This window comes from Pseudomonas sp. BIGb0164 (assembly GCF_024810135.1).
Classification (GTDB): domain Bacteria; phylum Pseudomonadota; class Gammaproteobacteria; order Pseudomonadales; family Pseudomonadaceae; genus Aquipseudomonas.
On the sequence record NZ_JANUEA010000013.1, the window covers coordinates 75,041 to 101,190 of the forward strand.

Genomic DNA, 26,150 nt, shown 5'->3' on the forward strand with positions numbered 1-26,150 from the left:
CCGAGTTGATGCCATCGCAGGCAAGCCAGCTCCCACAGAAGCCAGATCTCAGTGATATCTGAAAACAATAAAAGGTGCAGCCATGCCCGCAATCCGAATTGGCATCAACCCGATCTCCTGGAGCAACGACGACCTGCCGGCCCTGGGCGGCGAGACGCCCCTGAGCACTGCCTTGAGCGAGGGCAAGGACATCGGCTACGAAGGTTTTGAACTCAATGGCAAGTTCCCCAAGGACGCCAAGGGCGTGGGCGATGTGTTGCGCCCCTATGACCTGGCCCTTGTCTCCGGCTGGTACTCCAGCCGCCTGGCGCGTCGCTCGGTGGCCGAAGAAATCGAAGCCATCGCCGGGCATGTCGAGCTGCTCAAACAGAACGGCGCCACCGTGCTGGTGTACGGCGAGGTCGCCGACTCGATCCAGGGCTCGAAAATCCGCCTGATCGAACGCCCGCGTTTTCACAGTGAACAGGCCTGGCAGGACTATGCCGACAAGCTCACTGAACTGGCGCGCTTCACCCTGTCCCAGGGCGTGCGCCTGGCGTACCACCACCACATGGGCGCCTACGTCGAATCTCCGGAAGACATCGACCAACTGATGAGTCGCACCGGCCCCGAAGTCGGCCTGCTGTTCGATTCCGGCCACTGCTACATGGGTGGCGGCGAGCCCATCGACGTGCTGCGCAAACACATCGGCCGCGTCTGCCACGTGCATTTCAAGGACGTGCGCAAACCGGTGGTGCAACTGGCGCGCAACCAGATGTGGAGCTTTCCCGATTGCATCGTAAACGGCACCTTCACCGTGCCTGGCGACGGCGATATCGATTTTGCCGAACTGCTCGATGTGCTGCTGGCCGCCAGATATGAAGGCTGGCTGGTGGTGGAAGCCGAACAGGACCCGGCTGTGGCGCCCAGCTACATCTATGCGAAAAAGGGTTATGACACGTTGCGTGCGCTTCTCACTGAGAGGGTTGGACAATGAGCCTGTTGGTCAAAAGCAGCAAACGCGGGCAAACCATGGTCGCCCTGGAAGACGGGCGCCTGGAGTACGTAGGCTTCGCCGCGTATCGCCTGAGCCTGGGCGAAACCTTGCCGGTGACCGCCGGCGATCAAGAACTGTGCCTGGTGCTGCTCAGCGGTCGCGTGAACATCGAGGGCGAGGGCTTCAACTGGCAGAACCTCGGTGATCGCCAGTCGGTGTTCGAAGACAAATCACCCTTCGCCGCCTACCTGCCGCCCGGCACCGATGCCCAGGTTACCGCCTTGAGCGACGTGCAGATTGCCGTCTGCGCCGCGCCGGGTGCCAGCGGCTACGAACCCCGGCTGATCCGCCCCGAGCAGTGCAAGCGCAGTGTGCGCGGCAAAGGCGCCAACACTCGCTATGTGTGCGACATCCTGCCCGACAGCGAGCCGGCGCATTCGCTGCTGGTGGTGGAAGTGCGCACGCCGTCCGGCCACTCGTCCAGCTACCCGCCGCACAAGCACGACACCGACGACTTGCCACACCAGAGCTTTCTGGAAGAAACCTATTACCACCAGATCAACCCGCCCCAGGGCTTCGTGTTCCAGCGCGTCTACACCGACGATCGCAGCATCGACCAGGCCATGGCCGTGGAAAACAGTGACCTGGTGGTGGTGCCCAAGGGGTATCACCCGGTCAGCGTGCCGTACGGCTACGAGTCGTACTACCTGAACGTGATGGCCGGCCCCAAGCGCGCCTGGCATTTCCATAACGACCCGCAGCACAGTTGGCTGTTGGACCTTTAACCGGTTTGGACGGAGAACAACAACAATGAAGTCGCCGTTACGTTTTGCCCTTAACCGCATGGTCGCCCCCAACCTGTCCCTGCCGGACTTCATCCAATTGGCGGCGGCGTTGAAGTGCGATGCCATCGAAATCCGCAATGACCTCGGGGACAAAAAGATTGAATTCGGCACCCCGGCCAGCCGCGTGCGTGAACTGTGCGCGGTGCAGGGCATCACGGTGTTGTCGATCAACGCGCTGTACCCGTTCGATGTGTGGAATGACGAGCGCCGTGCCCAGGCCATCCAGCTCGCCACCTACGCCCGTGAATGCGGGGCCAAGGGCCTGGTGATGTGCCCGCTCAATGAGCGCGGCGACACCCGCACCGAAGCCCAGCGTGCAGCTGGCTTGCGCACGGCCTTGAGCGAGCTGGCGTTGATCCTGCGTGACCATGGGATTCTCGGGTTTATCGAACCCTTGGGCTTTGAAGAATGCTCACTGCGGCGCAAACGCGTGGCGGTGGACGCGATCCAGTCCATTGGTGGCCTGGATGTGTTCCGCCTGGTGCACGACACCTTCCACCATCACCTGGCCAGCGAGCACGAGTTCTTCCCGGAACTGACCGGGCTGGTGCATATCTCCGGCGTAGAAGATGCCGAGGCGCCGCTCAACTTGATCCGCGACGGCCACCGCGTGCTGGTGGGCGAGGGCGACATTCTGGGCAATGCTGCGCAGATCGACACATTGCTCAGCACCGGTTACAGCGGTTACCTGTCGTTTGAACCGTTCGCCGAGAGCGTGCACGAGTTGGCGGATATCCAGCAGGCGTTGGGCGCGAGTATTGCCCACCTACAGAAATCTCGAACCTGACAACGATCAACCTGTAGGAGCCGGCAAGCCGGCTCCTACAGTGGATCGGGGTTGAACGATCGAATTGCATTCACAAGGTGTGAACATGAGTACAACACGATTGACCATGGCCCAGGCCCTGGTGAAGTTCCTGGATAACCAATACATCGAAGTCGATGGCGTGCAGAGCAAATTCGTCGCCGGGGTGTTTACGATTTTCGGGCATGGCAACGTGCTGGGCCTGGGCCAGGCCCTCGAGCAGGACGCCGGCGACTTGGTGGTGCACCAGGGCCGCAATGAGCAGGGCATGGCCCACGCGGCCATCGGTTTTGCCAAGCAGCACCTGCGCCGCAAGATCTATGCGTGTACTGCTTCGGTCGGCCCCGGCGCCGCCAACATGCTGACCGCGGCGGCCACCGCCACCGCCAACCGGATTCCGTTGCTGTTGCTGCCTGGTGACGTCTACGCCAGTCGCCAGCCGGACCCGGTGTTGCAACAGATCGAGCAATTCCACGACTTGAGCATCAGCACCAACGATGCCTTCCGTTCCGTGAGCAAATACTGGGACCGCATCAACCGCCCCGAGCAACTGATGACGGCGGCAATCCACGCCATGCGCGTGCTCACTGACCCGGCTGAAACCGGCGCCGTGACCCTGGCATTGCCCCAGGACGTGCAGGCCGAGGCCTGGGACTATCCGGATTATTTCCTGCAAAAACGTGTGCACCGTATCGAGCGTCGCCCGGCCACGACGGCGATGATCGGCGACGCGCTGGCCGCGTTCCGGGGCAAGCGCAAGCCGCTGATCATTTGTGGCGGCGGGGTGAAGTACTCCGGCGCGAATGCCGCGCTGCAAGCCTTTGCCGAGCGCTTTGATATTCCCTTCGCAGAAACCCAGGCGGGCAAGAGTGCGGTAGTGTCCAGCCACCCGCTGAACGTCGGCGGCATTGGTGAGACCGGCTGCCTGGCGGCCAACCTGCTGGCGCCCGAGGCGGACCTGATCATTGGTGTCGGTACGCGCTACACCGACTTCACCACCTCGTCCAAGTCGCTGTTCAAGCACCCGGACGTGACATTCCTCAACCTCAATATCAGCCCTTGCGATGCGTTGAAACTGGACGGTGTGCAAGTGCTGGCCGACGCACAGGTCGCCCTCGAAGCCCTCGCCGATGCCCTGGGCGACTACCGTGCCGGTTGGGGCGGGCAGGTCGCCGAGGCCAAGGCGCAGCTGGACGCCGAAGTGGACCGTGTGCATCAGGTGGAATATGCCGGCGACAACTTTGTGCCCGAGGTCGATGACCACCTGGACCGCGCGGTGCTGCGCGAATTCATCGAGCTGACCGGCTCCTGCCTGACCCAGAGTCGCGTGCTGGGCGTGCTCAACGAAACCCTGGCCGACGACGCCATCATCGTCGCCGCAGCCGGCAGCCTGCCTGGCGATTTGCAGCGCGCCTGGCGCAGCAAGGGCGTGAACACCTACCACGTCGAATACGGCTATTCGTGCATGGGCTACGAGATAAACGCGGCGCTGGGCGTGAAGCTCGCGGAGCCGGCAAAAGAGGTCTACGCCCTGGTCGGCGATGGCTCCTACATGATGCTGCATTCGGAACTGGCCACCTCTATTCAGGAGCGGCGCAAGATCAACGTGGTGCTGCTGGACAACATGGCCTTCGGTTGCATCAACAACCTGCAGATCGGCAATGGCATGGACAGCTTCGGCACCGAATTCCGCTTCCGCAACCCCGAGAGCGGCAAGCTCGACGGCGGCCTGGTGCCGGTGGACTTCGCCATGAGCGCGGCGGCCTACGGCTGCAAGACCTACAAGGTCAGCACCGTGGAGCAGTTGGAAGCGGCCCTGGCGGATGCGCGCACGCAAACCGTCTCGACGCTGATCGACATCAAAGTGCTGCCCAAGACCATGGTCCACGGCTATCTGTCGTGGTGGCGGGTGGGCGTGGCGCAGGTCTCCACCAGCGAACGCACGAATGCAGCGGCGAAAAAACTCAATGAACACCTGGCGAAGGCCCGGCAGTACTAATAACAAGAGGAGTTTTGTATGTCTTTGAAGCTTGGAGTCATCGGTACGGGCGCCATCGGCCGGGACCATATTCGTCGTTGCAGCCAGACCCTGCTCAACAGCCAGGTGGTGGCGGTGACCGACATCAACCTGGAGCAGGCTGCCAAGGTGGTGGCCGACCTGAATATCAGCGCCGAGGTGTACGCCGACGGCCATGCGCTGATCCGTTCGCCTGAAGTGGAGGCGGTGCTCGTCACCTCTTGGGGCCCGAGCCACGAAGAATTCGTGCTGGCCGCCATTGCTGCCGGCAAGCCGGTGTTCTGCGAAAAACCCCTGGCGGTCACCGCCGAAGGCTGTCGCAAGATCGTCGACGCGGAAGTGGCGTTTGGCAAACGCCTGGTGCAAGTCGGCTTTATGCGCCCTTATGACGAAGGCTATCGCGCCCTGAAAGCCGTGATCGACAGCGGCCAGATCGGCGAGCCCTTGATGCTGCACTGCGCGCACCGCAACCCGACGGTGGGCGAGAACTACAAGACCGACATGGCGATCACCGACACCCTGATCCACGAGCTGGATGTGCTGCGCTGGTTGCTCAACGACGACTACGTGTCGGTGCAAGTGGTGTTCCCGCGCAAATCCAGCAAGGCCCTGGCCCACCTGCGCGACCCGCAGATCGTGCTGCTGGAAACCGCCAAGGGCACGCGCATCGACGTGGAAGTGTTCGTGAACTGCCAGTACGGCTACGACATCCAGTGCGAAGTGGTGGGGGAGACCGGTATCGCCAAGCTGCCGGAGCCGTCGCAAGTGCAACTGCGCAGTGGTGCGAAGCTGTCCAACGCCATTCTGATGGACTGGAAGGATCGGTTCATCGGCGCCTATGACGTGGAGTTGCAGGCCTTTATCGACAGCGTGCGGGCCGGGCAAGTCGGCGGGCCGTCGGCGTGGGATGGGTTTGCGGCAGCGGTGGCGGCGGATGCGTGTATTGAAGCGCAAGGCAGTGAACAGATCGTGAAGGTGAGCTTGCCGGAGCGTCCGCACTTCTACGGCTGAACCACTGAAGAAACTCGGTCAAAAATGTGGGAGCTGGCTTGCCTGCGATAGCGGTCTTTGAGTTAAAAATGCAGTGCCTGATACACCGTCATCGCAGGCAAGCCAGCTCCCACAGTTGACCGGGTTTCCAATTCAAGAAGGAATCGACTCATGAGAATTGGATTGGTTGGCTACGGCCACGGAGGGCGCTTCTTTCATGCGCCGCTGATTGCCACGCTGCCAGGCGCCACGTTTGTCGGCGTGGTCACGCGCTCAGCCGAGCGCCGCCAGCAATTGAATACTGACCATCCGGGCGTGAAGGCCTTTGACTCCATCGGCCAGATCGTCGAAGCCGGCGTCGACGCCCTGGTGATTTCCACCACCCTCAAAGGCCGCCCGGCCCTGGTGCTGGAAGCCATCGAGCACGGTGTTGCCGTGGTCAGTGACAAACCCTTTGCCGCCAACGCCGAACAGGCCCAGGCCCTGATCACGGCGGCCGAGCGTCAGGGCTCGCTGCTCAGCGTCTACCAGAACCGACGCTGGGACTCGGATTACCTGACCCTGCGCAAACTGATCGATGCCGGCGCCCTGGGCACCATCACCCGTTTCGAATCCCGTGTGGAACGCTACACCCCCGAGGCCGTGGGCAACGCCAGCGGTGGCGGCTGGTTGCGCGATTTGGGCAGCCATCTGGTGGACCAGGCGTTGCAACTGTTCGGCCCGGTCGACCGGGTATTCGCACAACTGCAGTTCAGCCCTGAATACCCTACGCTCGACCATGGCTTCTTTGTGTCGCTGAGCCACGCCAACGGGGTGATTTCGCACCTGTGGGGCAGCGCGTTGCAAAACAGCCAGGGGCCGCGCTTTCGGGTCAGCGGCACCGCCGGGTGCTACACCGTCGACGGGCTGGATGGCCAGGAGGCGTTGCTGATGGCCGGCAAGTCGCCGAAAACCGAAGGCGAGCACTGGGGCGCGGAAGAACACCGGCGCTGGGGCTGGTTCGAGCAGGGCGAGGAGCGTGAGCGGGTGCCATCGGAAAAAGGCTGCTGGACGCAGTTCTATCGACAGTTGCACAGTGCTGTGCAAGGGCAGGGGCCGCTGCCGGTGGAGGCCGCTGATGCACTGGAAACCACGCGTATTTTGGACGCCGCACGGCTCAGTCATGAGCGTCGTCAGGTGGTCGAAACGAAGGCGCTGTAGGGCTTTTCCAGAAAAATAGAATAAAATTCTAAAACTTGTTGATATGGAAATTATTTTCCAATAAAGTCTTTTCCAGGTTGCATAAAGTACGTTCGGACTCGATTCGAGCGGCTCAACAAAAACAAGATCAAAAACAACCAGGTACCGTCAGATGAAAATCTTCAACGCTGTACTGCGAGTTTTACGCCCTGCCCACACGCCACGCGGCCTGCCCCGCGCCCGGCCGTTCTACTTCTCCTTCCTCAATGTGCTGATCGTCGAAAATAAAGACGCGCTGGTGTGCTGCATTCCAGGGGCGCCGGTGGTTCGACTGCCGTCTTCGCCCGTACCGCTCTGATAAACGCAACGTCCAAAAAACCAACAAGAAATTGGAGACAGACCGTTCATGAAGACCCCGATCCGTTTTACCGCGCTGGCCCTGTCCATGCTGCTTGCCAGTGGCTTTGCCTCGGCTGCCGACCTCAAGATAGGCGTGAGCATGTCCGCGTTCGATGACACCTTCCTGACTTACCTGCGCGAAGACATGGACAAGCAAGCCAAGTCCTATCCCAAGGGGGACGGTGTGCAGCTGCAGTTCGAAGACGCCCGCGCCGACGTGGTCAAGCAACTGAGCCAGGTTGAGAACTTCATCAGCCAGAAGGTCGACGCGATCATCGTCAACCCGGTGGACACCGCCTCGACCGCCAACATCATCAAGGCGGCTACTGCAGCAAAAATCCCGCTGGTGTTCGTCAACCGTCGTCCTGACAGCCCGACCCTGGCCCCAGGCGTGGCGGCCGTGACCTCCGACGACGTCGAGGCCGGCAAGCTGCAAATGCAGTACATCGCCGAAAAGCTCGGCGGCAAGGGCAATATCGTGATCCTGCTGGGTGACCTGGCGAACAACTCCACCACCAACCGTACCAAGGGTGTGAAGGAAGTGTTGACCAAATACCCGGGCATCAAGGTGGAACAGGAACAGACCGGTATCTGGTTGCGTGACAAGGGCATGACCCTGGTCAACGACTGGCTGACCCAGGGCCGCGACTTCCAGGCGGTGCTGGCCAACAACGATGAGATGGCCATCGGTGCTTCCATGGCGCTCAAGTCGGCGGGCAAGAAGGGCGTGTTGATCGCCGGTGTCGACGGCACCCCAGATGGCTTGAACGCGATCACCAAGGGCGACATGACCGTGTCGGCCTTCCAGGACGCCAAGGGCCAGGCCGACAAGTCGGTGGAGACAGCACGCAAGATGGCCAAGAACGAGCCTATCGAGCAGAACGTGGTGATCCCGTTCCAGCTGATCACTCCGGACAACGTCAAAGATTTCAAATAGCCCTGACATAACAACAATAAGCCGGCGGGGCGGCCTCGGTCGCCCCGCAGATGGAGTACCTTCTATGCTCGCTCAAGCGACTGTCTCGCAGCCTCCCGGTATCCAGCCTCAGCCGTTGGAAGAACCCTACCTGCTGGAAATCGTCAACATCAGCAAAGGCTTTCCCGGTGTCGTGGCCCTGGCCGACGTGCAACTGCGGGTACGCCCCGGCACGGTGCTGGCGCTGATGGGCGAGAACGGTGCGGGCAAGTCGACGTTGATGAAGATCATCGCCGGCATCTACCAGCCCGACGCCGGCGAGATTCGCCTGCGCGGCAAGCCGATTGTGTTTGAAACGCCCCTGGCAGCGCAGAAGGCCGGGATCGCGATGATCCACCAGGAACTCAACCTGATGCCGCACATGAGCATCGCCGAGAACATCTGGATCGGCCGCGAGCAGCTCAACAGCCTGCACATGGTCAACCACCGCGAAATGCACCGCTGCACCGCCGAATTGCTGGCACGCCTGCGCATCAACCTGGACCCCGAGGAACACGTGGGCAACCTGAGCATCGCCGAACGGCAGATGGTCGAGATTGCCAAGGCCGTGTCCTACGACTCCGACATCCTGATCATGGATGAACCGACCTCGGCCATTACCGAAAAGGAAGTGGCCCACCTGTTTTCGATCATTGCCGACCTCAAGTCCCAGGGCAAAGGCATCGTCTACATCACCCATAAAATGAACGAAGTGTTCGCCATTGCCGATGAAGTGGCGGTGTTCCGTGACGGCCACTACATCGGCCTGCAACGCGCCGACAGCATGAACAGCGACAGCCTGATCTCGATGATGGTCGGCCGTGAACTGAGCCAGCTGTTCCCGGTGCGTGAGACGCCGATTGGCGACCTGCTGCTGTCGGTGCGCGACCTGCGCCTGGATGGCGTGTTCAAGGACGTGTCATTCGACCTGTATGCGGGTGAAATCCTTGGCATCGCCGGGTTGATGGGCTCAGGCCGCACCAATGTGGCGGAAACCATTTTTGGCATCACCCCAAGCTCTGGTGGGCAGATCACCCTGGACGGCAAGCCGGTGCGCATCACCGACCCGCACATGGCCATCGAAAAGGGGTTTGCGCTGTTGACCGAGGACCGCAAGCTCAGTGGCCTGTTCCCGTGCCTGTCGGTGCTGGAGAACATGGAAATGGCGGTGTTGCCGCATTACACCGGCAACGGTTTTATCCAGCAGAAAGCCCTGCGCGCCTTGTGCGAAGACATGTGCAAGAAACTGCGGGTGAAGACGCCGTCCCTGGAGCAGTGTATCGACACCCTGTCGGGCGGCAACCAGCAGAAGGCCCTGCTGGCGCGCTGGCTGATGACCAACCCACGCTTGCTGATCCTCGATGAACCCACCCGTGGCATCGACGTGGGCGCCAAGGCCGAGATTTACCGTTTGATTTCCTTCCTTGCCAGTGAAGGCATGGCGGTGATCATGATTTCCTCCGAGCTGCCCGAAGTGCTGGGCATGAGCGACCGGGTGATGGTGATGCACGAGGGCGACCTGATGGGCACCCTGGACCGCAGCGAAGCGACCCAGGAAAAAGTCATGCAGTTGGCTTCCGGTATGACCGCAGTCCACTGACTACAGAATAAGAAGGTGATTGGCTATGAACGCAATAACAGACAACAAGCCCGCCACGGCACCGGTCAAGCACCGTCGACGCATGCCGACCGAACTGAGCATTTTCCTGGTGCTGATCGGCATCGGCCTGGTGTTTGAACTGTTCGGCTGGATCGTGCGCGACCAGAGCTTTTTGATGAACTCCCAGCGTCTGGTGCTGATGATCCTGCAGGTGTCGATCATCGGCCTGCTGGCCATCGGTGTGACGCAAGTGATCATCACCACAGGGATCGACCTGTCCTCCGGCTCGGTGCTGGCGCTGTCGGCGATGATTGCCGCGAGCTTGGCGCAGACGTCGGACTTTTCCCGGGCGGTGTTCCCCAGCCTGACCGACTTGCCGGTGTGGATCCCGGTGGCGATGGGGCTGGGCGTGGGGCTGTTGGCCGGGGCAATCAACGGCAGCATCATCGCCGTCACGGGGATTCCACCTTTTATTGCAACCCTCGGCATGATGGTCTCGGCCCGTGGCCTGGCGCGTTACTACACCGAAGGCCAGCCGGTGAGCATGCTCTCGGATTCGTACACGGCCATCGGCCATGGCGCGATGCCGGTGATCATCTTCCTGGTGGTGGCGGTGATCTTCCACATTGCCCTGCGCTACACCAAGTACGGCAAATACACCTACGCCATCGGCGGCAACATGCAGGCGGCGCGGACCTCGGGCATCAACGTCAAGCGCCACTTGATCATCGTGTACAGCATTGCGGGCCTGCTGGCGGGCTTGGCCGGCGTGGTGGCCTCGGCACGTGCCGCGACCGGGCAGGCGGGCATGGGCATGTCCTATGAGCTGGACGCGATTGCGGCGGCCGTGATCGGCGGCACCAGCCTGGCGGGCGGGGTAGGGCGCATCACCGGCACCGTGATCGGCGCGCTGATCCTCGGGGTGATGGCCAGCGGGTTTACCTTTGTCGGGGTGGATGCGTACATCCAGGACATCATCAAGGGCCTGATCATCGTCATCGCGGTGGTGATCGACCAATACCGTAACAAGCGCAAGCTCAAACGTTAGTGCTGCCTCCTCGGAAATGCGCGATGGTGCACTGCGCCTGGCGCATGTAGTGAGCGGGCTTGCCCCGCGCCGCGGTACACCAGCCTCCTGAAGCCAACCTGACACCGCCGCGCAGGGCAAGCCTGCTCACTACAAGTCAGCTGCAGTTTGTAGTGAGCGGGCTTGCCCCGCGCCGCGGTACACCAGCCCCCTGAAGCCAACCTGACACCGCCGCGCAGGGCAAGCCTGCTCACTACAAGTCAGCTGCAGTTTGTAGTGAGCGGGCTTGCGCCGCGCCGCGGTACACCAGCCACCTGAAGCCAACCTGACACACCGCCGCGCAGGGCAAGCCTGCTCACTGCATCAAGGCGCCAGGGGGAGGAACCGGCGTTCGGCCAGCTCCCGGCTGATCCCGCCGCGATGCACGTCCACCACACTCTGTGGGCTTTGTGCCTTGTTCAGCAGTGAGTAGTAGCTCTCGGTGCGCTGGGCCTTGGTCTTGAGGTGGGCGACGCTGTACTCGGCCTTGGGCGTGTCCGCCTTGGCGTAATGGAAGTGTGCATACCACAACGGAAAGCCGCGCTTGTCGTTGACGGCATATTCCTGGATGAAGTCCTTTCGCTCCCCACGCATGGCTACCCGTGGGCCGAGGCTGGCGAGCTGGATCTTGTCCTGCCCAAGCAGGTACGCCACATGGCTGTCGGTGGGGGGCAGCTCCAACGTGCGCTGGACCCGCAGCTCATGCCCCTTGGCAATCATGGTATCGGACGCACTGCGCAGTTCTGCCGCCAGGTTGCGGTCGGCCGTAAGTTGCAGGTCGGGCGCCAGGGCTGCAATCGCCCGCTCCAGTTCGCCCGCCAGTTCGGTGAAGCGTGCAGCCTCGTTCTCCAGGCTTTCCTGTATTTCGATCGGGAATCGCGACATCGTTGCGTAACCTTCCTGGCGCTGAATGATGGCGGCCAGGTCCTTGACGCGCTTGCGTGCCTCGCCTTTGATCACGTTCAAGGCGCGAGTGTCGGGCGCGGGCGCGCTTGGGCGGCGCTGCTCGAGGACCTCATCCCAGCCGCTCTCGTGCTGTGAATAGGTCACCAGCAGTTCGTTTGCCTGTTCGGTGCGAACCTCCACCACCTCGATGGGCAAGGTGCTGCCGGCGGGCTTCACGTCACCGATCAGGATGCCTTGCCTGCGGGTCTTGATCACTTTTTTCTGCGGTTTTCCAGGCGCGGTCATCGCCCGTTTTGGCGGGCTTTTGGGCATCTCGGCAGATGGCTTGACCTCAGCGGCCAATTGCAGCAACACGTCCTGATACAAGGAGGTGACCAAGGCCTGCAAGGGCTGGAAGTACGTATTGTCCAGCGCTTCGGCGTGCACCAGCGCTACGCCTTGCAGCGCGTCTACGGCCTGGCCGTACTGCAGGAACAGGCTGTCCAGTACGGCCATGCGATCGGCCGGGCTGAGGTTGAGCAGGTTCAGTTCGCTGTGGGTGCGCAGGTGTGGACCCAGTGGGTCCAGGGCCAGGTCCAGTTCATTGGTGAACAAGCCGGCGCGCCAGTCCCTTCGGCTCAGGTATTTGAGGTTTTGCAACTGCAGGTATTTGAGTGACAGGGCACTGAGCTCATCCGGGCGATTGAGCGTCAGGCGGTTGAACGCGTCCAACCCGGGTTGGCCAACGTTGAACAGCTCCAGGAGGTGACGGTCCTTGAGCTCCAGGGCCTGAATCTGGCGTTCATTGATGCGGCTCAGGCTCATGAGGAATTGTGCATAGTGCGCCGGGTTGGCGATGATCGACGGCAACGCCTGTTCGTAAGGACAACTGAAGTCAGGGTGTTCGGCATACAGCGCCTGGCGGTCCATGTCGGCCACCACCACCGACTTGCGGGCGTTGTTCACCGTGTTCTCCAGGAATACCGCCGCAGCGTTGACGGGCATGGGGATGCCCAGCTCCATGCGTTCCTGACGGCTGTCGAGCAGCGCCTGGTAGGCGTTTATCTGCTCGTGCAGCGCGCGGTCGAAATTCGTGCGGGTGTTGGCCCGGGCGGCGTCGGAGTATTGGGTGTTGCTGGCGGCGCGGTGCATCAGCTGTTGCGCCATGTCGACTTTGGTCTGCAGCGCTTGCTGGCGGCTGTTGAGAAAGAGCGCCTGCTCATCGACCAGTTGCTGCGTGCGCAGGGCCTTGCGTTCGCGCGCGGCAGCAATTCGCTTGGGAGGCATGCCTCCGAGCAGGCGCAGGCGCAGGTCGAGTGACCAATGGCCGTGGCCGTCGGTTTGCAGGTAAGGGCCGAGCCGAGTGGTGTCAAAGGGGTCGACGATCACCACGCCGCCCTCTGTTTCGAGCCTGACCTGGTACCAGCGATGTTCGATCAGCGCGTACCAGTCACGCAGATGATGATAGAGACCCCGTCGCGGCCCATTGAGGACCGGTTCAGGCAGGGTTTGCGGCTTCGGCGCCTGCAGTCGCCACAGGTGTTCCTGCTGGCTGGGGCTCAGTTGGTCGCGGGCACTGGAGAAACTGAAGTCGAACACGGTGTCGGTGAGCCCCTGGCTCTCCAGCAGAACCGGACCTTGTTGCAATACGGGCTCCGGTGGTTGCGGCCATTGCTCGGCACGGCGCGCCGCAAACGGCGAAGGCGTCGGAACGGAGTTGGCGTGCTCATGGATAACCGGTGCCGTCGAGGAAGGCGTCATCTGGAACATCAGCATGCCCACATTGAGCAGCAGATCCACCACCGCCAACTCCCGTGCGATCGGGTCCTGGCTATTGAGTGCCGGCAGGTCCTTGCTGGCGGCATCCATCAGGCTGAACAGCCAGCCCGCGAGCATGAAGGGCCCACGTGCCAGCGGCAGCAGCAGGGTGTTGAACAGCAGGCTGGCGCCTTCGAGCAATATTTTCCAGCGGCTCTCGGCATTGGACACCGTTTCCCGGTCCGCCTGGTCCACCAGGGCGCGGGCGTTGCAGCCGTACAGGTACTGCATCAGGTGGCCGTTGGCGAGGAATTGCAGGAGTTCATCGCTGATCCCGTCGGTGGCCAGGGTGACGGGCTTGGGGATCTCCGGTGTGTCGAACTCGCTGCCCAGGCCGAAGCGCACATAGTGGGGTTCGTGGAATCCGCCATTGGCGTAAATGGGGCGTGCGCTATCGGACAGCCAGGCCAGCACGCTGTCTTGCAGTTCGCCGGGGCGGGCAATCGCGTCCAGCATGGCCTGGCGGCTGGGGAACTGCTGCAGGGCATCGGCATACAGGGGGCGGTACAGGATGTGAACCCCTGACTCGGCGCTTTCGGGTTCGATGATGTACATGTTGCTCACCCCATCTGCCGCAACCTGTGGTTTGCGCACGAGGGCCAGGTGGCGGATGACGATGGTTTGGCCATCGACTTGGCGTTGATCGGTGTTCATCAGCGCCGCTACGTAGGCCGCCCCTTGTGGCGTGAACCCGTGTTGCCGTCGCAGGCTCAGTTCCAGTGCTTGCAGGGGCAGTTGTGCCTCGGTTTGTGCGGCAAAGTCCCGCTGCCGTTGGCGAGCGTCTTCACTGTCTGCCAGTAACCGGGTCTGGAGCAGCTCCGGGTAGGTCTTGCCGATATCGACGCGCTGGATAAGCCCGTTACTGCCGAGGAGATAGTCGGACGTCAACCAGGCGGGCAGCGATTCGCCGAAACGATGGGTTACGGTGAGCCGCCCTCGGGGTTGGCCTTGCAAGTTGTTGATCGCCAGGTCAACGAGGGTCATGTGTACCTTGTCGACAAACCCGGCACCGCCTGGGTAGCCAGCGGCCACGTTGAAGGTCAGTTGCAGGTCTTCGGGCAGCAGCGGGGTGGTGTGATTCGGTTCAAGGCGCAGTTGGTCCCTCTTGAGTTGGTTCAGCAGGGCGGTGCGGGTGAAGGTGCTCAGGTCCGGGATGTCACTGAGAAAGGTCCGACCCTGGCTGCGTTTTTTGGCACTGGCCAGTTGCAAGGCGTAGTGCCGGTAGCGTGCACGCTCCTCCTCGGATGCCTGTTGCAGCCAGCCAGGGACCTGCTTGCGCAAAGCTTGGAGCACGGGGTGTGGCGCAGTGCTGGGAAAGACACTGGCCGGGTTTGTGAGGGTGCGATACAGCGCCTGGAGTTGGTCGGGTGTCTGCTGTTGGGGCAATTTGACCTGTTGCAGGCGCTCCAACTGCTGGTTGAGCAAGGCGGCGGCCTGGGTGTCGAACAGGTTGCCGTCTGGCTCGTAGCGCTGCAGGGTGATGTGTTCGATTATTTCGTCCTGGGTGATGCCCTGGACCCAGGCCTGCAAGGCCTCGTCGACACTGTTGAAGCCTGTGCAGGGACCCGTGGAGGGGCAAAGCAGCACGCGGGCCTGGCTTTGCAGCGAGCACACCAGCAACAGGTCGGTGCCCAGCCGTTTCTGTACCCGGCTACCGGCCTTGAGGGTGGCATGGGGAAGGTAGGCGTGCACGGCAGTGTCGCCCCAGCGTGTGAAACGTTGGTCACGGTCGGGGCAGTCGATGAGCTGGCCGAGCATGTCCCGTTCAGGCCGGGTGAGGTCGGGTTGGCTGATGGCTCCGATGTTCAGGGTGTCTCGCAATACATCGCTGAGCCAACGCCAGCGTTCAGTGCCCCAGAAACTGGCCAGGCTGTTTTGCAGGGCGATGGGCAGTGTCCAGGCCAGGACCTGGACCTGCTTTGCGATGACCTGCATATCCAGTGGCTGCCCGTCTGGCGCCGTGAGCCGGGTGGGTGGTCGGTCAGACAGGTAGGCGGGGCGACCGTCGTGGTCCCGAAAATCTGGCAGGGTGCCCTTGGCCAGGTACTCCAGCACCACTGGCATGAAGGGTTCAAGCTTCCAGCCGCTGGCCAGCGGGGTGGCGAGCTGGGTTCGCTGCAGGTCAAGGGTGAGTGAGGGGTAGGCCTGGGCAATCGAAGTCGCAAGCAGTTGCCGCGCCACTGCCGCCAGTGAGGGTCGGTTGGCGAATTGAGCGCTGACGGCGGCAGCCGATGGGTTGGGAGGGGTAGGCATGAAAGCTCCTTGTGCCACTGCAAAATCGCAGAGGCCATCAGCTAATGCCTATTCACCCCCGGCCTGGCGTTATGTATTGCTGGGGGCTTATCAACCGTTTGTCTTCTATATAGCTCCACAACCCTGAATTTCTTGCTATAAACGCACTCCGATGACCGTTCGCCGAGCCCGTCCTGGTGCTTTTGGGGGTTATCTGGGAAAAAATGCCTGTCTTTTCAGTTGCTGCGCCCTCAAGTCGGCCTTAGACTGCCGCCCCTCGTAAATTGAGTGCCGGGTGGCGCTTGGAATGGACGGCGCCCTTCCGAGACCTGCAGAGGTCGGCCGGAACGCTCCCTTATTCGCCTTAATGCACGTATTTTTTATAGAGAAATCAATGACAAAGGAAAAGTTGCTGGCCATGCCGGCGGATGACTACATGAATGCCGAACAGCACGCTTTTTTCGAGCAGTTGCTGCAAGACATGAAAGTGGAACACCACGAGCGCATTGAACAGAACCGTATCGCCATTGAAAGCCTGGACACCCCGGCTGACCCGGCCGACGCCGCTTCCGTTGAAGAAGAGCGCACCTGGCTGGTGAACGCCATCGACCGCGACCAGCGCATGCTGCCGCAACTTGAGCGCGCACTGGAGCGCATCAAGGAAGATTCCTTTGGCTGGTGTGATGACAGCGGCGAGCCAATCGGCCTCAAGCGCCTGCTGATCAGCCCGACCACCAAGTACTGCATCGAAGCGCAAGAGCGCCACGAGCAGATCGACAAGCACCAGCGTCAAGCCTGATGCGGTGAAACGGGGGGCCGAGCCATCGGTGCCCCCGGGAAACACCTGTTACGCCCCGTCTATTGATCTGCTGCAAGCCACCCCACTAAAGGCCCATGGATAATGGCCTGATAGTGGCGTTTAATGCAGACACAATAACGACAAGCAGTGGGGTAACAACGATGGCTGGAGACGGATCTCTGATGAGTGCAGCAGTGCCACCGCATTCGGTGGCGCGCGGGCTGCCCGGCTGGCTGACGCCGTGCTTGCAGAGTACTGCCCTGGTGCTCGTGCTGCTGAGCCTGGCGTTTGCCAGCTTGCCGCTGTACCTGTGCCTGCCACTGGCCTTGCTGGTGATCTGGCTGCCCCGCCTTAAACATCGCGCGCCGGTGATTGCGCCTGCCGAAGGTGCCGATGCGATGGGTGAGCTGACTCGCGACCTTTCGTACACCACCAGCCATAACGCGCTGTCTGCTGCCGGCGTGGCCTATTCGGTCAAGCAACTGGCCGCGCGTTTGCAATCGCAGTTGAGCGCGGCCAAGCAAATCGTCGGCAGCGCCGAGGTGATGATCGGTACGGAAAAGGTCACCTCCCAACGCAGTCGCCAAGCCCTGGAAGCGGCCAGCCAGGCCCACCGGCGCAGTACCGAAGGGCGGGAAGTGCTGGCTCAGTCGATCACCCGCATGCACCAGCTCAGCCAACGTGCCAACGCCAGCCGCGAGCTGATCGAAGCCCTGAGCCAGCGTAGCGAAGAGATCCAGCGGGTCACCCTGGTGATCCAGTCCATTGCCAGTCAGACCAACCTGTTGGCGCTGAACGCCGCCATCGAAGCCGCGCGTGCCGGTGAGCATGGGCGTGGGTTTGCCGTGGTGGCTGATGAAGTGCGCGGGCTGGCCGGGCGCACAGCCACTGCCACGGATGAAGTCGGGGTGATGGTCGCCGATATCCAACAACGCACGGCCCAGGTGGTGGAGCAGATTCGCCAACTCTCGGCGGACCTGCACACCGGTGTCGAACAGGTGGAACACGCCGGTGAACAACTGGAAAGCATCGCCAGGCTGGCGGCGGATGTAGAAGGGCAGGTCAATGAGATTGCCGAGGGCGCCGATACCAACCGCACCCAGCTCGACAGTCTGTTCCATGCCGTGGAGCAGATGCGCAGCGACCTGACCGTGAGCGACCAGCAAACCCGCCAGCTCGCTGACGCGGCTGTGCAAATGGAAGGGCAGGCCGAGACCATCAGCGAACGCCTGGCCGAAGTCGGGCTGGATGACTATCACCAGCGTATCTATGACCTGGCCCGCGAAGGCGCCCAGCGTATTGCCGAGCAGTTCGAGGCCGATGTGCAGCAAAGCCGTATCAGCCTGGAAGACCTGTTCGATCGCAGCTACACCGCCATTCCCAATACCAGCCCCAGCAAGTACCACACGCGTTTTGACGGCTATACCGATCAGGTCTTGCCAGCGATCCAGGAAGCCTTGCTGCCCCGTCACGAGGGGCTGGTGTTCGCGATTGCCTGCACGCCCCAGGGTTATGTGCCGACTCATAACAAAGCGTTTTCTCACGCCCTGACCGGCGATGCACAGGTGGATGCCGTGCAGAACCGCACCAAACGCAAGTTCGAAGACCGTACCGGCATTCGTTGCGGCAGCCATCAACAGGCGGTGCTGTTGCAGACGTATACCCGTGACACCGGCGAGCTGATGCACGACTTGTCGGTGCCGATCATGGTCAAGGGCCGGCACTGGGGCGGGCTGCGCCTGGGCTATAAGCCGGAAGGGGCAAAGCCTGCCCATTAGGATTGTTGCGGTTTATGCAATGCAGCTATTCCGGGGATAGCTTTTTCCTACTGGCAGAAAACCGTAGCATGGCGAACATTGTTAGCCAGCTAACTAATGCTGCGGAGAAGCGCCATGCAAAACAAAGTCGATGTCGCCGTGATGATCGGCAGTGGTGTGCCTGAAACCCTGCGTGCGCTGGGTCAGAAAGCTTGTTGGGTGGTGCTGCTGAACGGGGAACAGCGCGGCACGGCGTTCGCCAGCCGTGAAGAAGCCCAGGAATGCCAGGCTGCCTGGCAAGCGCTGTTGCGCCTGGAACAGTCAGACAGCCTGCATTGAGCAGCCTTACTGCGGTTGGTGCAGGCGCTGGTTCAACTCGTCCACGGCAATCGCCCATTCGGCATCTTCGCGCAATTCTTCCTTCAGGAACTGCGCTTGCTGGGGCGTCCAGAAGGGCGCATCGATCAGCTTGACGTCTTCAGGCAGCGGGTGCGCGACGATGAATGCGTCGATCGCCTCGGGCGTGGAGTCCAGGCCCAATTGTTCAAACAGTGTTTCCAGCGTGGGTACGGGCGCGTCCATATCGATCTCCCTGCAAGGTGATGGTCGTTGTGCATGGGAGGCCTGCCGCGCTTCAGAGTTCTATCGGATTATCAGGAATTGAGTGCGCCGCAATCCACCGCAGCCTTCAACGCGACTGCGGCTTCCTTGGCCGCGATGGCCGCGGCGTCGACGGTTTTGAACCAGCGATCTTTTTCGACCTGGTGCGTGGTGACCGTGGTCAGCGGTGGTTTGGCGCGCATGATGATGACTGCCTGAAACTCACCGTCTACTTCCCTGGCATCGCCATGGATGAAAAATTCGCCAATATCAAATTCCGTCACGTATAGCCTTCCCTTCGAGGTAACTGCACTGATGAAACCTGACCCGCAAGGGACAAACTTCAATGGACGGGCCAGTATGGCAGTTGTTGGGCAGCGACGGCGCAGTAAACTCACTCAGGTGATGAAACGACCACGCCGTAGGGGGCCTGCAGGACCGCCTCCAGTTTCTTGGCCAGCTCGCAGGCTTTGTCATGGTTGCTGCGAAAGCCTTTGACCCGGCCACTGGTGACTTCGCGGATATGAAAAAAATTCCTGCCGGCGGGAATCACTTGGTAGAGGACCGGATCCGGGTATCCGTCACGGCCATGCAGGCAGTAATATGGTTGCTCGTCCTGGCAGGATGAACGAGTGGCGGAATAGGGTGTATCGTGTCGTGAGTGTTGCATGGCCAGCTCCCGTTGATCGATCTTGTTGACCCACCAGCAGCGTTTCGGGTGGTTTTGACCCGTGTTGCTGTTTTAGTATTGTTGGCGGCAGCCTCGGTCGAGTTCCTAGCCAGATCGTTACATTTGTTTAGGCTGTCGGAAAACTGCATTTTTGATTGGGTTATTCTCTGAAGTTGGCCGACCCGTGTTCTCTGGTCGTTGAACCTGTGATTTGCTGTGATGCCGGATGACCTTGCAAAAGGTCCATCGCGTACGTCTGTACGAGTCTTGCGGCGCGGCTGCAGGCCCTTCTTCAGCTTTTTTACGAATGTGTTGTGTGATCGTGCCGTTACGGCCTTTTCTTGTGCTGCCCGCTCAGGCGGTCGGCGCTCTTTTTGATGTGGGGGCGTTTCCTTGGCAGTCAGTAATCTGGATATGCACGCGTTATTCGTGCTGGGTGATTTGCGCGCAAAGTTGGTCAAGCAGTTTCAATCCCGTTTTGTTTACATCACTGAACAGACGCCGGAAGGTATCTACATCGCTGAAATCGATACCGAAACAGCGATGGTCGTGGACGACAAGCCACGCCTGGAACTCAAGGTCGGCGATCACTTTCGTGCCGCCGTATTGCCCAGCCGTGAAGGTGGCAAGTTCGAACTGAAGTTCCGCGACATCAAGTTGACCGTATATGGCCTGGGCGATTACGCCTTTGTGTCTTCTGCCGAAGGCCAGGGCATCGTGTTCAAGGAAGGCCACAGCGTCATGCTGGTGTTTGCCGCCAACGAGCAATTGCAGGAAGGGCTGACCAAGACCCTCAAGGCCGTGACCGGCAAGGCCGCCAAGTGGCGCAAGGGCGAACTGGTGACCTTCAAGGCCAGCGAGTAGTCCATAAACATCGCGTGTACCGTTCTCTCCCGGAACCTCTACTACAGTTGAGTTGACTTAACTACTTAGAGGCTTCGCGCATAGGCAGCAAAGCCATCCGCTATTTGCTGCGACATCGCGAGGTGCAAAGGCATGAAAGGATTGAGAACGCTGTTGGCTGCATCGCTGACTACCATTGGCCTGTCGATGGCGACGTTGCCAGCAAGTGCCGCCGAGGCGCCGGTGCATTTTGCTGACCTGAACTGGGAAAGCGGCAGCCTCATCACCGAGGTGCTGAGGTTTATCGTGGAGAAGGGCTATGACCTGCCCACGGATACCTTGCCCGGCACCACCATCACCCTGGAAACCGCCCTGGCCAAGAATGACATCCAGGTGATTGGCGAAGAGTGGGCCGGCCGCAGCCCCGTGTGGATCAAGGCCGAAGCCGAAGGCAAGGTGGTGGGCCTGGGCGATACGGTCAAAGGCGCGACCGAAGGCTGGTGGGTGCCGGAATATGTGGTCAAGGGCGACCCTGCCAAAGGCCTCAAGCCGCTGGCGCCCGACCTCAAGAGCGTGCAGGACCTGGCGCGCTACAAGGACGTGTTCAAGGACCCTGAATCCCCCGGCAAGGGTCGCTTTCTCAACAGCCCCATCGGCTGGACTTCTGAAGTGGTCAACGCCCAGAAGCTCAAGGCCTACGGCCTGGACGACAGTTATGTGAATTTTCGCAGCGGTTCGGGCGCAGCCTTGGATGCCGAAATCGCCTCGTCGATTCGTCGCGGTAAGCCGGTGCTGTTCTACTACTGGTCACCGACTCCCCTGATGGGCCGTTTCAAACTGATTCAGTTGGAAGAACCACCGTTTGACGCCGACGCCTGGAAAACGCTGACCGATGCGGACAACCCCAACCCAAGGCCGACGCGTTCATTGGCGTCCAAATTGAGCATTGGTGTGTCGACACCGTTCCAGAAGGAGCATCCACAGATCGCTGAGTTTTTCACCAAGGTTCAGTTTCCGATTGACCCGTTGAATAAAGCGTTGGCGGCGATGAGTGAAAATCACACGCCGCCGCGGGACGTGGCGCAGGTGTTTCTCAAGGAGCATCCTGAAGTGTGGAAGGCGTGGTTGACTGAGGATGTGGCGCAGAAGGTTGAGGTAAGTCTCAAGTAACCGGGATATTTTGCCGAGTGGAGAACCCAATGTGGGAGCTGGCTTGCCTGCGATAGCGGTGAGCCAGCCAGCAAATTTATCGCCCGATATACCGCTATCGCGGGCAAGCCCGGCTCCCACATTGACCGGGTGGTATGTTTTAGAACTTGGTTTGCACGGCCAATTCGAAGGTCCTCGGCGACCCCAGGTAATACGCCGGTGACACATGGGCAAATTCGGCATACACCTCATTGGTCAGGTTGCGCACGCGACCGGTCACCGAGGTGTGCGAATCCACCTTGTAGCGCAGGAATGTCCCGAACAACGTATAGGCCGGCACCGTCTGGGTGTTGGCATTGTCTGCATACACTTGCGCCACGTACCGTGCATCCACACCGCCTTGCCAGTCCTCGGCAAAGTCATAGGTCAGCCACAGGTTGCCCACCTGCTTGGGCACGTTGGTCGGCGTATTGCCCTTGCGCGAGACCACCGCGCCGCTGGCGATTTTCTCGTTGAAGTCATCGTATTCGGCGTCGACCCAGGCGAAGTTGCCTTCAGCCAATAACGTCGGTGTGATGCGCAGCGAGCTGGCCAACTCAATGCCCTTGGACGATTGTGCGCCCACTGGAATGCTGTTGGTCGGGTCCAGCGGGTCGGTGACGGCAAAGTCCTTGCGCTCGATCTTGTAGGCGGCAACGGTGGCCGAACCGCGACCGTCCAGGTAGTCGAACTTGCTGCCCACTTCCCACTGTTTTCCCGTCGAGACGTCGAACACTTGCGTAGTCGTGCTCGGCTGCTCGGCGGCGGTGCTGTATTGCACATACACATTGGCCGTTGGGATGAACTGGTAAGTCAGGCCCACGCGGCCGGTTATCGGTTCCCAACGGCGGGTGAAGTGCCGTGGGTTGATTGCAGTCACCGTACGGTGGTTGGTCACGTCCAGGTCGATGGCGTCGTAGCGCAGGCCGGTGAGCAGGGACAGTTTATCGGTCAGGCCCAGGCGATTTTCCACGAACAGCGCACGGGTGGTGACCTCGTTGGTCTTGTCGCTGACAAAGCCGGGCTTGGTGCCCGGGATGTCATAGAAGTGCCCCGGGTTGTAATTGTTCGGGTCCACCGTGCTGTTGCCCGGCACGTTCAGCGGGTTGTTGGTGGTGCTGTTGACCTTGTATTCAAAACCGCCGGACCACGTGGTCGACAAACCGAACACACTGCTGTCGTGACGCAGCTCGAACTGGTTGCCGTTCTGCTCACCCTGATGGCGCACCTGGTAGGCGGTGGAGCGGTTCACCGCGCTGTTGTCGGCGTTGTACTGGTAGGTTTCCAGGTTGCGGTAATCACGCTGGCTGTCCAGGTGATACAGGGTGTTCTTCAGGGTGGTGCTGTCGTTGATCCGGTAATCGATGATCGAGCGCGCCCAGATCGTGCGTTGTTCATAACGACCATCGGCGACGTTGTAGTTATTGAAGCGGTTATGCCGGTCGATCTTCAATTCGCCGGCCTTGGGGTTGAGCACTGGCGTGCCCCAGTAAGGGCTGTCTTCGTGCTCATCCTGGTATTCCAGGGCCAGGGTGTGGGACAGGTTGGGGGTCAAGTCACTCAGGAGGGAAAACGCAACGCTCCAGGCATCACGCTGATCGCGATCAATGTAGCTGTGGTTGGTGTTGCGGCTCACATCCAGGCGCGCGTAGTGCTGCACCTCGGCACCCGGTTCGGTCAGGGCGTGGTTGACACCGAAGGCCATGCCGGCCGTGTCGTAGCTGCCATAGGTGAGCTGGCCTTCGGCAGCTTGCTCTTCACGGGTGGCCAGTTTGGTCACGTAGTTCAGCGAGCCGCCCACGGAGCCAGCGCCGTTGATCAGGGAGGAGGGGCCGCCCACCAGCTCGACGCGGTCGTAGATCCACGCATCCACCGGACGTGCCAGGCCGGTGGCGACATTGATACCGTTGAACATCTGGGTGATCTGGCTGCTGGTAAAACCACGGTACGACACGAAACCGCCAAACCCCGGCGGTGCACTCGCGTTGACGCCGGGCAGGGTGTTGGCCGCATCGCGGAAAGTCTTGGCGCCATGGCGCTCGATGTCATCGTGATTGGCGATAGCGACTGACGCCGGGGTCTCCCGCACGCTCAGTCCGAGGCGCGACGCCATGCCGCTGGATTGATCCAGCACCAGGCCAGGCTCAGCGGCTTGATCGCCATCAATGGTGGTGGGGGCCAACTCGATAGCCACGGCGCAAACAGGCAGGCAGCCGAACAGGCCCGCCAATAGGGGAAGATGCTTCATGATTGAATCCTGAAAAACTTGGCTTGAAAACAACGCACAGCCGGCCGTAATCCCCAACGGGAACGGTGGTCAGTGCTGATCAGAAAGCGAAGGTGTCAGGCAAAAACAGGCGGCGCGCGCGGGTGAGCCGTGGGCCAGGTGAAGCGGGCAGGGATGTCGGCAGCCACAACCACCGCAGGCGGTGGCGCGTGAGGTTGTGGCAGCACCGCCACATTGAGGCTGGTATTGAGCGCCGGGCCCATGCCACCCGTTGAACACAGCGGGCAACCGAACGCCTTCGACAGCGTCGGCAGGTTCTCGTCGGTCGAGTTCTTCTGTACCGGCGCCTGGGTACGCGGGTCTACCGTACAGAACTGCCCGCCGATGCCATTGAGCTGCATCCCCAGCATCTGCCCATGACCAATACTGCACGCGAACACATTGAACAGGACGCAGCAATAGAGCATCCAGGCAATGAGCGAGCGGTCGGCACGGGCGATTTTCATGGGGCGGCACTTTACCATCAGCGGCCGACGAAATGCCTACAAAAAATCTCAGGCCGACTATCCTCATTCGCACGTTTTCAGGGAGAGCCATCCATGAGCTTCGTCATCGCACGATGGATCGTCGGGATTTTCACCTGCATCAGCATGGTGCACTTGTACTGGGCCGCAGGCGGCAAGCTCGGCAGCCTGGCCGCCATCCCCCAGTTACCCGGCGAATTCGCCCGAGGGCCACGGCCAGCATTCAAGCCTTCGGCCTTGGGCACCTTTCTGGTGGCGATGGGGCTGGTGGCCATAGCGCTCCTGGTTTGCCTGCGCGCCGGGCTGTATTTCTCGGCGGTGTCCCATGGCGCGTTGCAATGGGGAATCAGCGCCATAGCCGTGATCATGTTTGCCAGGGCGATTGGGGATTCGGAGCTGGTGGGTTTTTTCAAGAAGGTGAGTGGGTCCAGGTTTGCGAAGTTGGATACGTATTTTTACTCGCCGTTGTGTTTGGTGTTGGGGGTGGGGTTGTTGGTGGTGGCGTGGGGGTGAGAGTGAGAGGCTGATCGGTCATCAGCCCGGTTATCACAGTCATGGTTCAATAAAGTACAAACTGGACATCGCACCTGGGATTTTCTTGGCTTTGCCTAGCTTTAGGTACTCGTTGAAATCGTTCTCCAGAAATTCTCTATCTGTGTACTGTTTGTATTTTTCCGGAAGCTCACAAGCGTATATAAATAGCCGCCAAAGGTCGAAACCGTCGACCCTGTCATCAGGGCCGTAGTCGAAGTCGATACATATTTCAGATATGTAAACACGGCAGCCAATCCCATGCAGTTCGTAGGTTACATCGCCACTTACTGAGCCTCGTTGCGGGATTTTTTAGTGTGCCGTAAGCCAAGGATATTTTGGGTCCCAAAAGCGTACTTAAGTAAGTCTATTGCTTTCTTTACTTTCGCTAAATATTCGCTGATAAGATTTTCAATTTTACTATCGCTCATCGCCTTGCAGTTACTCATGGGGGCATAGATTCTTTGCGGTTTAGCTATATTCGTTCGGTGCTGTATCCATCAGCGATAATTGCGAGAACGGTTTCTGAATTGTCGCTAGATTTGAAACAATAATTTTTCTTGCTTTGTATGTTGGTGAAGTGTTTAGAGTTTTGTGAGGACTCAATATTTTCCTCGCTTACACCAAGTGTCTCAGTGCCAAGCGCGCCATAAGCCTGGAAAGCAGTGGGGTTATGAAAAGTAATTACTAAAAAATCGCCATTGAGATCGGAAAAAACAACCCATAGCTCATTTTTTTTGCAACATATCTGTTCGATCGTTCCTTTTGGGATTTTAAACGGATCTGTGATGCGAACTCTTTTATTCAGAGGCTGATCGGGTTTCCAGAACGTCAAGTAAGAGACATGTCGTTCTATGTCGTCCATATCATCTTCTCCGAGAGTGTCGTCAAACTTTCGAGAAATGATGGAGCGTACTTTTGCTAGGCGATGAGTGATCGCACAATCGTCAATGAAGTCGGTAGTTGCTTTTCTATATTCGTCAGTGGAATTAGGTTTCTCCGCGTAATAGCTACCCATTTTACGTAGGGATATCAATATGAATTCGATTTCTTTAAGAGCGTCAAGTGCTTCTGCTCCCGTGAGGGCGATACGTTGATTCTGTTTTAGCATGATTTCTGCTCGTGATTTTAAGGTTTTTGTTGTTTAATTTATTTTTGGTCTTGGAATAATGATGTTTGAAATGAGTTTTTAATTTTCATTTGACTAGGAATGTTGGCGTTAGTGGTTGTTCTGTGGTGGTCAG

General features: G+C 60.1%; 24 protein-coding genes. 16 read left to right on the forward strand and 8 right to left on the reverse strand.

Annotated elements, in window-relative coordinates:
- Window positions 1-82 precede the first annotated feature (82 nt).
- The 10 genes from iolE (at window position 83) to M2394_RS28865 (ending at window position 10,814) form a co-directional block, all read left to right on the forward strand.
- Window positions 83-976: a myo-inosose-2 dehydratase gene (iolE, locus tag M2394_RS28820; RefSeq protein WP_259175563.1), complete on the forward strand. Its 894-nt coding sequence runs from the start codon at window positions 83-85 to the stop codon at window positions 974-976.
- Entirely contained in the window at window positions 973-1,761 is a 789-nt protein-coding gene (gene iolB, locus M2394_RS28825; protein WP_078742045.1) for a 5-deoxy-glucuronate isomerase, read from the forward strand. The genes iolE and iolB overlap by 4 nt, the downstream gene beginning before the upstream one ends.
- A 25-nt stretch (window positions 1,762-1,786) precedes the next feature.
- Complete coding sequence (locus M2394_RS28830) at window positions 1,787-2,608, forward strand: TIM barrel protein (protein ID WP_259175566.1); 822 nt, start codon at window positions 1,787-1,789, stop codon at window positions 2,606-2,608.
- 85 nt (window positions 2,609-2,693) lie between these two features.
- Window positions 2,694-4,625 (forward strand): 3D-(3,5/4)-trihydroxycyclohexane-1,2-dione acylhydrolase (decyclizing), encoded by a 1,932-nt coding sequence (gene iolD / locus M2394_RS28835; RefSeq protein ID WP_259175569.1) that lies wholly within the window; start codon window positions 2,694-2,696, stop codon window positions 4,623-4,625.
- Between the two features lie 18 nt (window positions 4,626-4,643).
- Complete coding sequence (locus M2394_RS28840; protein WP_176999046.1) at window positions 4,644-5,654, forward strand: Gfo/Idh/MocA family protein; 1,011 nt, start codon at window positions 4,644-4,646, stop codon at window positions 5,652-5,654.
- A 150-nt stretch (window positions 5,655-5,804) separates the two neighbouring features.
- Window positions 5,805-6,833 carry a Gfo/Idh/MocA family oxidoreductase gene (locus M2394_RS28845; RefSeq protein WP_259175571.1) on the forward strand — a complete coding sequence of 343 codons (1,029 nt, stop codon included), beginning with the start codon at window positions 5,805-5,807 and terminating at the stop codon, window positions 6,831-6,833.
- 151 nt (window positions 6,834-6,984) lie between these two features.
- Window positions 6,985-7,170, forward strand: a complete 186-nt coding sequence (locus tag M2394_RS28850; RefSeq protein WP_176999048.1) for a hypothetical protein — start codon at window positions 6,985-6,987, stop codon at window positions 7,168-7,170.
- A gap of 48 nt (window positions 7,171-7,218) precedes the next feature.
- A complete protein-coding gene (locus M2394_RS28855) occupies window positions 7,219-8,148 on the forward strand; it encodes a sugar ABC transporter substrate-binding protein (RefSeq protein ID WP_176999049.1) in 930 nt (309 codons plus the stop codon).
- A gap of 64 nt (window positions 8,149-8,212) precedes the next feature.
- Complete coding sequence (locus tag M2394_RS28860) at window positions 8,213-9,766, forward strand: sugar ABC transporter ATP-binding protein (RefSeq protein ID WP_259175572.1); 1,554 nt, start codon at window positions 8,213-8,215, stop codon at window positions 9,764-9,766.
- Window positions 9,767-9,791: 25 nt separating this feature from the next.
- The gene (locus tag M2394_RS28865) at window positions 9,792-10,814 is read left to right on the forward strand and encodes an ABC transporter permease (protein ID WP_026083090.1); all 1,023 of its coding nucleotides are present in this window, start codon (window positions 9,792-9,794) and stop codon (window positions 10,812-10,814) included.
- A 342-nt stretch (window positions 10,815-11,156) separates the two neighbouring features.
- Here M2394_RS28865 and M2394_RS28870 read toward each other — a convergent pair whose 3' ends face one another.
- Window positions 11,157-15,788, reverse strand: coding sequence for a hypothetical protein (locus M2394_RS28870; protein WP_259175573.1), 4,632 nt, complete (start codon window positions 15,786-15,788; stop codon window positions 11,157-11,159).
- A gap of 373 nt (window positions 15,789-16,161) precedes the next feature.
- Between M2394_RS28870 and M2394_RS28875 the strand changes: the two genes are divergently transcribed.
- The 3 genes from M2394_RS28875 (at window position 16,162) to M2394_RS28885 (ending at window position 18,662) form a co-directional block, all read left to right on the forward strand.
- On the forward strand, window positions 16,162-16,566 hold the full coding sequence (locus tag M2394_RS28875; protein ID WP_010564800.1) for a TraR/DksA C4-type zinc finger protein: 405 nt from the start codon (window positions 16,162-16,164) through the stop codon (window positions 16,564-16,566).
- Between the two features lie 545 nt (window positions 16,567-17,111).
- Complete coding sequence (locus tag M2394_RS28880) at window positions 17,112-18,344, forward strand: methyl-accepting chemotaxis protein (protein WP_405046589.1); 1,233 nt, start codon at window positions 17,112-17,114, stop codon at window positions 18,342-18,344.
- 114 nt (window positions 18,345-18,458) lie between these two features.
- Window positions 18,459-18,662, forward strand: a complete 204-nt coding sequence (locus tag M2394_RS28885) for a hypothetical protein (protein WP_176999053.1) — start codon at window positions 18,459-18,461, stop codon at window positions 18,660-18,662.
- Between the two features lie 6 nt (window positions 18,663-18,668).
- On the opposite strand, the gene M2394_RS28890 is transcribed toward M2394_RS28885, so the two are convergent.
- The 3 genes from M2394_RS28890 to M2394_RS28900 form a co-directional block, all read right to left on the reverse strand.
- A complete protein-coding gene (locus M2394_RS28890) occupies window positions 18,669-18,905 on the reverse strand; it encodes a DUF2789 domain-containing protein (protein WP_178923304.1) in 237 nt (78 codons plus the stop codon).
- Window positions 18,906-18,976: 71 nt separating this feature from the next.
- Complete coding sequence (locus tag M2394_RS28895; RefSeq protein WP_178923303.1) at window positions 18,977-19,207, reverse strand: hypothetical protein; 231 nt, start codon at window positions 19,205-19,207, stop codon at window positions 18,977-18,979.
- Window positions 19,208-19,317: 110 nt separating this feature from the next.
- Window positions 19,318-19,593 (reverse strand): hypothetical protein, encoded by a 276-nt coding sequence (locus M2394_RS28900; RefSeq protein ID WP_218647132.1) that lies wholly within the window; start codon window positions 19,591-19,593, stop codon window positions 19,318-19,320.
- Between the two features lie 414 nt (window positions 19,594-20,007).
- On the opposite strand from M2394_RS28900, the gene M2394_RS28905 reads away from it, so the two are divergent.
- The gene (locus tag M2394_RS28905; RefSeq protein ID WP_174244875.1) at window positions 20,008-20,457 is read left to right on the forward strand and encodes a hypothetical protein; all 450 of its coding nucleotides are present in this window, start codon (window positions 20,008-20,010) and stop codon (window positions 20,455-20,457) included.
- 132 nt (window positions 20,458-20,589) lie between these two features.
- Entirely contained in the window at window positions 20,590-21,606 is a 1,017-nt protein-coding gene (locus tag M2394_RS28910; RefSeq protein ID WP_259175578.1) for an ABC transporter substrate-binding protein, read from the forward strand.
- Between the two features lie 139 nt (window positions 21,607-21,745).
- Here the strand turns inward: M2394_RS28910 and M2394_RS28915 are convergent, their stop codons facing one another.
- Together M2394_RS28915 and M2394_RS28920 are read right to left on the reverse strand one after the other, a co-directional pair.
- Window positions 21,746-23,872 carry a TonB-dependent siderophore receptor gene (locus M2394_RS28915; protein ID WP_259175579.1) on the reverse strand — a complete coding sequence of 709 codons (2,127 nt, stop codon included), beginning with the start codon at window positions 23,870-23,872 and terminating at the stop codon, window positions 21,746-21,748.
- Between the two features lie 95 nt (window positions 23,873-23,967).
- Complete coding sequence (locus M2394_RS28920; RefSeq protein ID WP_178923299.1) at window positions 23,968-24,357, reverse strand: DUF2946 domain-containing protein; 390 nt, start codon at window positions 24,355-24,357, stop codon at window positions 23,968-23,970.
- Window positions 24,358-24,450: 93 nt separating this feature from the next.
- On the opposite strand from M2394_RS28920, the gene M2394_RS28925 reads away from it, so the two are divergent.
- A complete protein-coding gene (locus tag M2394_RS28925) occupies window positions 24,451-24,888 on the forward strand; it encodes a DUF3995 domain-containing protein (protein ID WP_176999060.1) in 438 nt (145 codons plus the stop codon).
- A gap of 39 nt (window positions 24,889-24,927) precedes the next feature.
- Here the strand turns inward: M2394_RS28925 and M2394_RS30585 are convergent, their stop codons facing one another.
- Together M2394_RS30585 and M2394_RS28930 are read right to left on the reverse strand one after the other, a co-directional pair.
- Window positions 24,928-25,215, reverse strand: coding sequence for a DUF6896 domain-containing protein (locus M2394_RS30585; protein ID WP_405046590.1), 288 nt, complete (start codon window positions 25,213-25,215; stop codon window positions 24,928-24,930).
- A gap of 166 nt (window positions 25,216-25,381) precedes the next feature.
- The gene (locus tag M2394_RS28930) at window positions 25,382-26,017 is read right to left on the reverse strand and encodes a hypothetical protein (RefSeq protein ID WP_259175581.1); all 636 of its coding nucleotides are present in this window, start codon (window positions 26,015-26,017) and stop codon (window positions 25,382-25,384) included.
- Window positions 26,018-26,150 lie beyond the last annotated feature (133 nt).

Bases quoted from the DNA above. Each gene is read 5' to 3' on its own strand.
- iolE (WP_259175563.1), top strand. From the start codon at position 83: ATGCCCGCAATCCGAATTGGCATCAACCCGATCTCCTGGAGCAACGAC.
- M2394_RS28830 (WP_259175566.1), top strand. From the start codon at position 1,787: ATGAAGTCGCCGTTACGTTTTGCCCTTAACCGCATGGTCGCCCCCAAC.
- M2394_RS28930 (WP_259175581.1), bottom strand. From the start codon at position 26,017: ATGCTAAAACAGAATCAACGTATCGCCCTCACGGGAGCAGAAGCACTT.
- M2394_RS28900 (WP_218647132.1), bottom strand. From the start codon at position 19,593: ATGCAACACTCACGACACGATACACCCTATTCCGCCACTCGTTCATCC.
- M2394_RS28875 (WP_010564800.1), top strand. From the start codon at position 16,162: ATGACAAAGGAAAAGTTGCTGGCCATGCCGGCGGATGACTACATGAAT.
- M2394_RS28855 (WP_176999049.1), top strand. From the start codon at position 7,219: ATGAAGACCCCGATCCGTTTTACCGCGCTGGCCCTGTCCATGCTGCTT.
- M2394_RS28840 (WP_176999046.1), top strand. From the start codon at position 4,644: ATGTCTTTGAAGCTTGGAGTCATCGGTACGGGCGCCATCGGCCGGGAC.
- M2394_RS28860 (WP_259175572.1), top strand. From the start codon at position 8,213: ATGCTCGCTCAAGCGACTGTCTCGCAGCCTCCCGGTATCCAGCCTCAG.
- M2394_RS28910 (WP_259175578.1), top strand. From the start codon at position 20,590: ATGAAAGGATTGAGAACGCTGTTGGCTGCATCGCTGACTACCATTGGC.
- M2394_RS28885 (WP_176999053.1), top strand. From the start codon at position 18,459: ATGCAAAACAAAGTCGATGTCGCCGTGATGATCGGCAGTGGTGTGCCT.
- iolB (WP_078742045.1), top strand. From the start codon at position 973: ATGAGCCTGTTGGTCAAAAGCAGCAAACGCGGGCAAACCATGGTCGCC.
- M2394_RS28865 (WP_026083090.1), top strand. From the start codon at position 9,792: ATGAACGCAATAACAGACAACAAGCCCGCCACGGCACCGGTCAAGCAC.
- M2394_RS28850 (WP_176999048.1), top strand. From the start codon at position 6,985: ATGAAAATCTTCAACGCTGTACTGCGAGTTTTACGCCCTGCCCACACG.
- M2394_RS28925 (WP_176999060.1), top strand. From the start codon at position 24,451: ATGAGCTTCGTCATCGCACGATGGATCGTCGGGATTTTCACCTGCATC.
- M2394_RS28880 (WP_405046589.1), top strand. From the start codon at position 17,112: ATGATCGGTACGGAAAAGGTCACCTCCCAACGCAGTCGCCAAGCCCTG.
- M2394_RS28915 (WP_259175579.1), bottom strand. From the start codon at position 23,872: ATGAAGCATCTTCCCCTATTGGCGGGCCTGTTCGGCTGCCTGCCTGTT.
- M2394_RS28870 (WP_259175573.1), bottom strand. From the start codon at position 15,788: ATGCCTACCCCTCCCAACCCATCGGCTGCCGCCGTCAGCGCTCAATTC.
- M2394_RS28890 (WP_178923304.1), bottom strand. From the start codon at position 18,905: ATGGACGCGCCCGTACCCACGCTGGAAACACTGTTTGAACAATTGGGC.
- M2394_RS28845 (WP_259175571.1), top strand. From the start codon at position 5,805: ATGAGAATTGGATTGGTTGGCTACGGCCACGGAGGGCGCTTCTTTCAT.
- iolD (WP_259175569.1), top strand. From the start codon at position 2,694: ATGAGTACAACACGATTGACCATGGCCCAGGCCCTGGTGAAGTTCCTG.
- M2394_RS28920 (WP_178923299.1), bottom strand. From the start codon at position 24,357: ATGAAAATCGCCCGTGCCGACCGCTCGCTCATTGCCTGGATGCTCTAT.
- M2394_RS28905 (WP_174244875.1), top strand. From the start codon at position 20,008: ATGCACGCGTTATTCGTGCTGGGTGATTTGCGCGCAAAGTTGGTCAAG.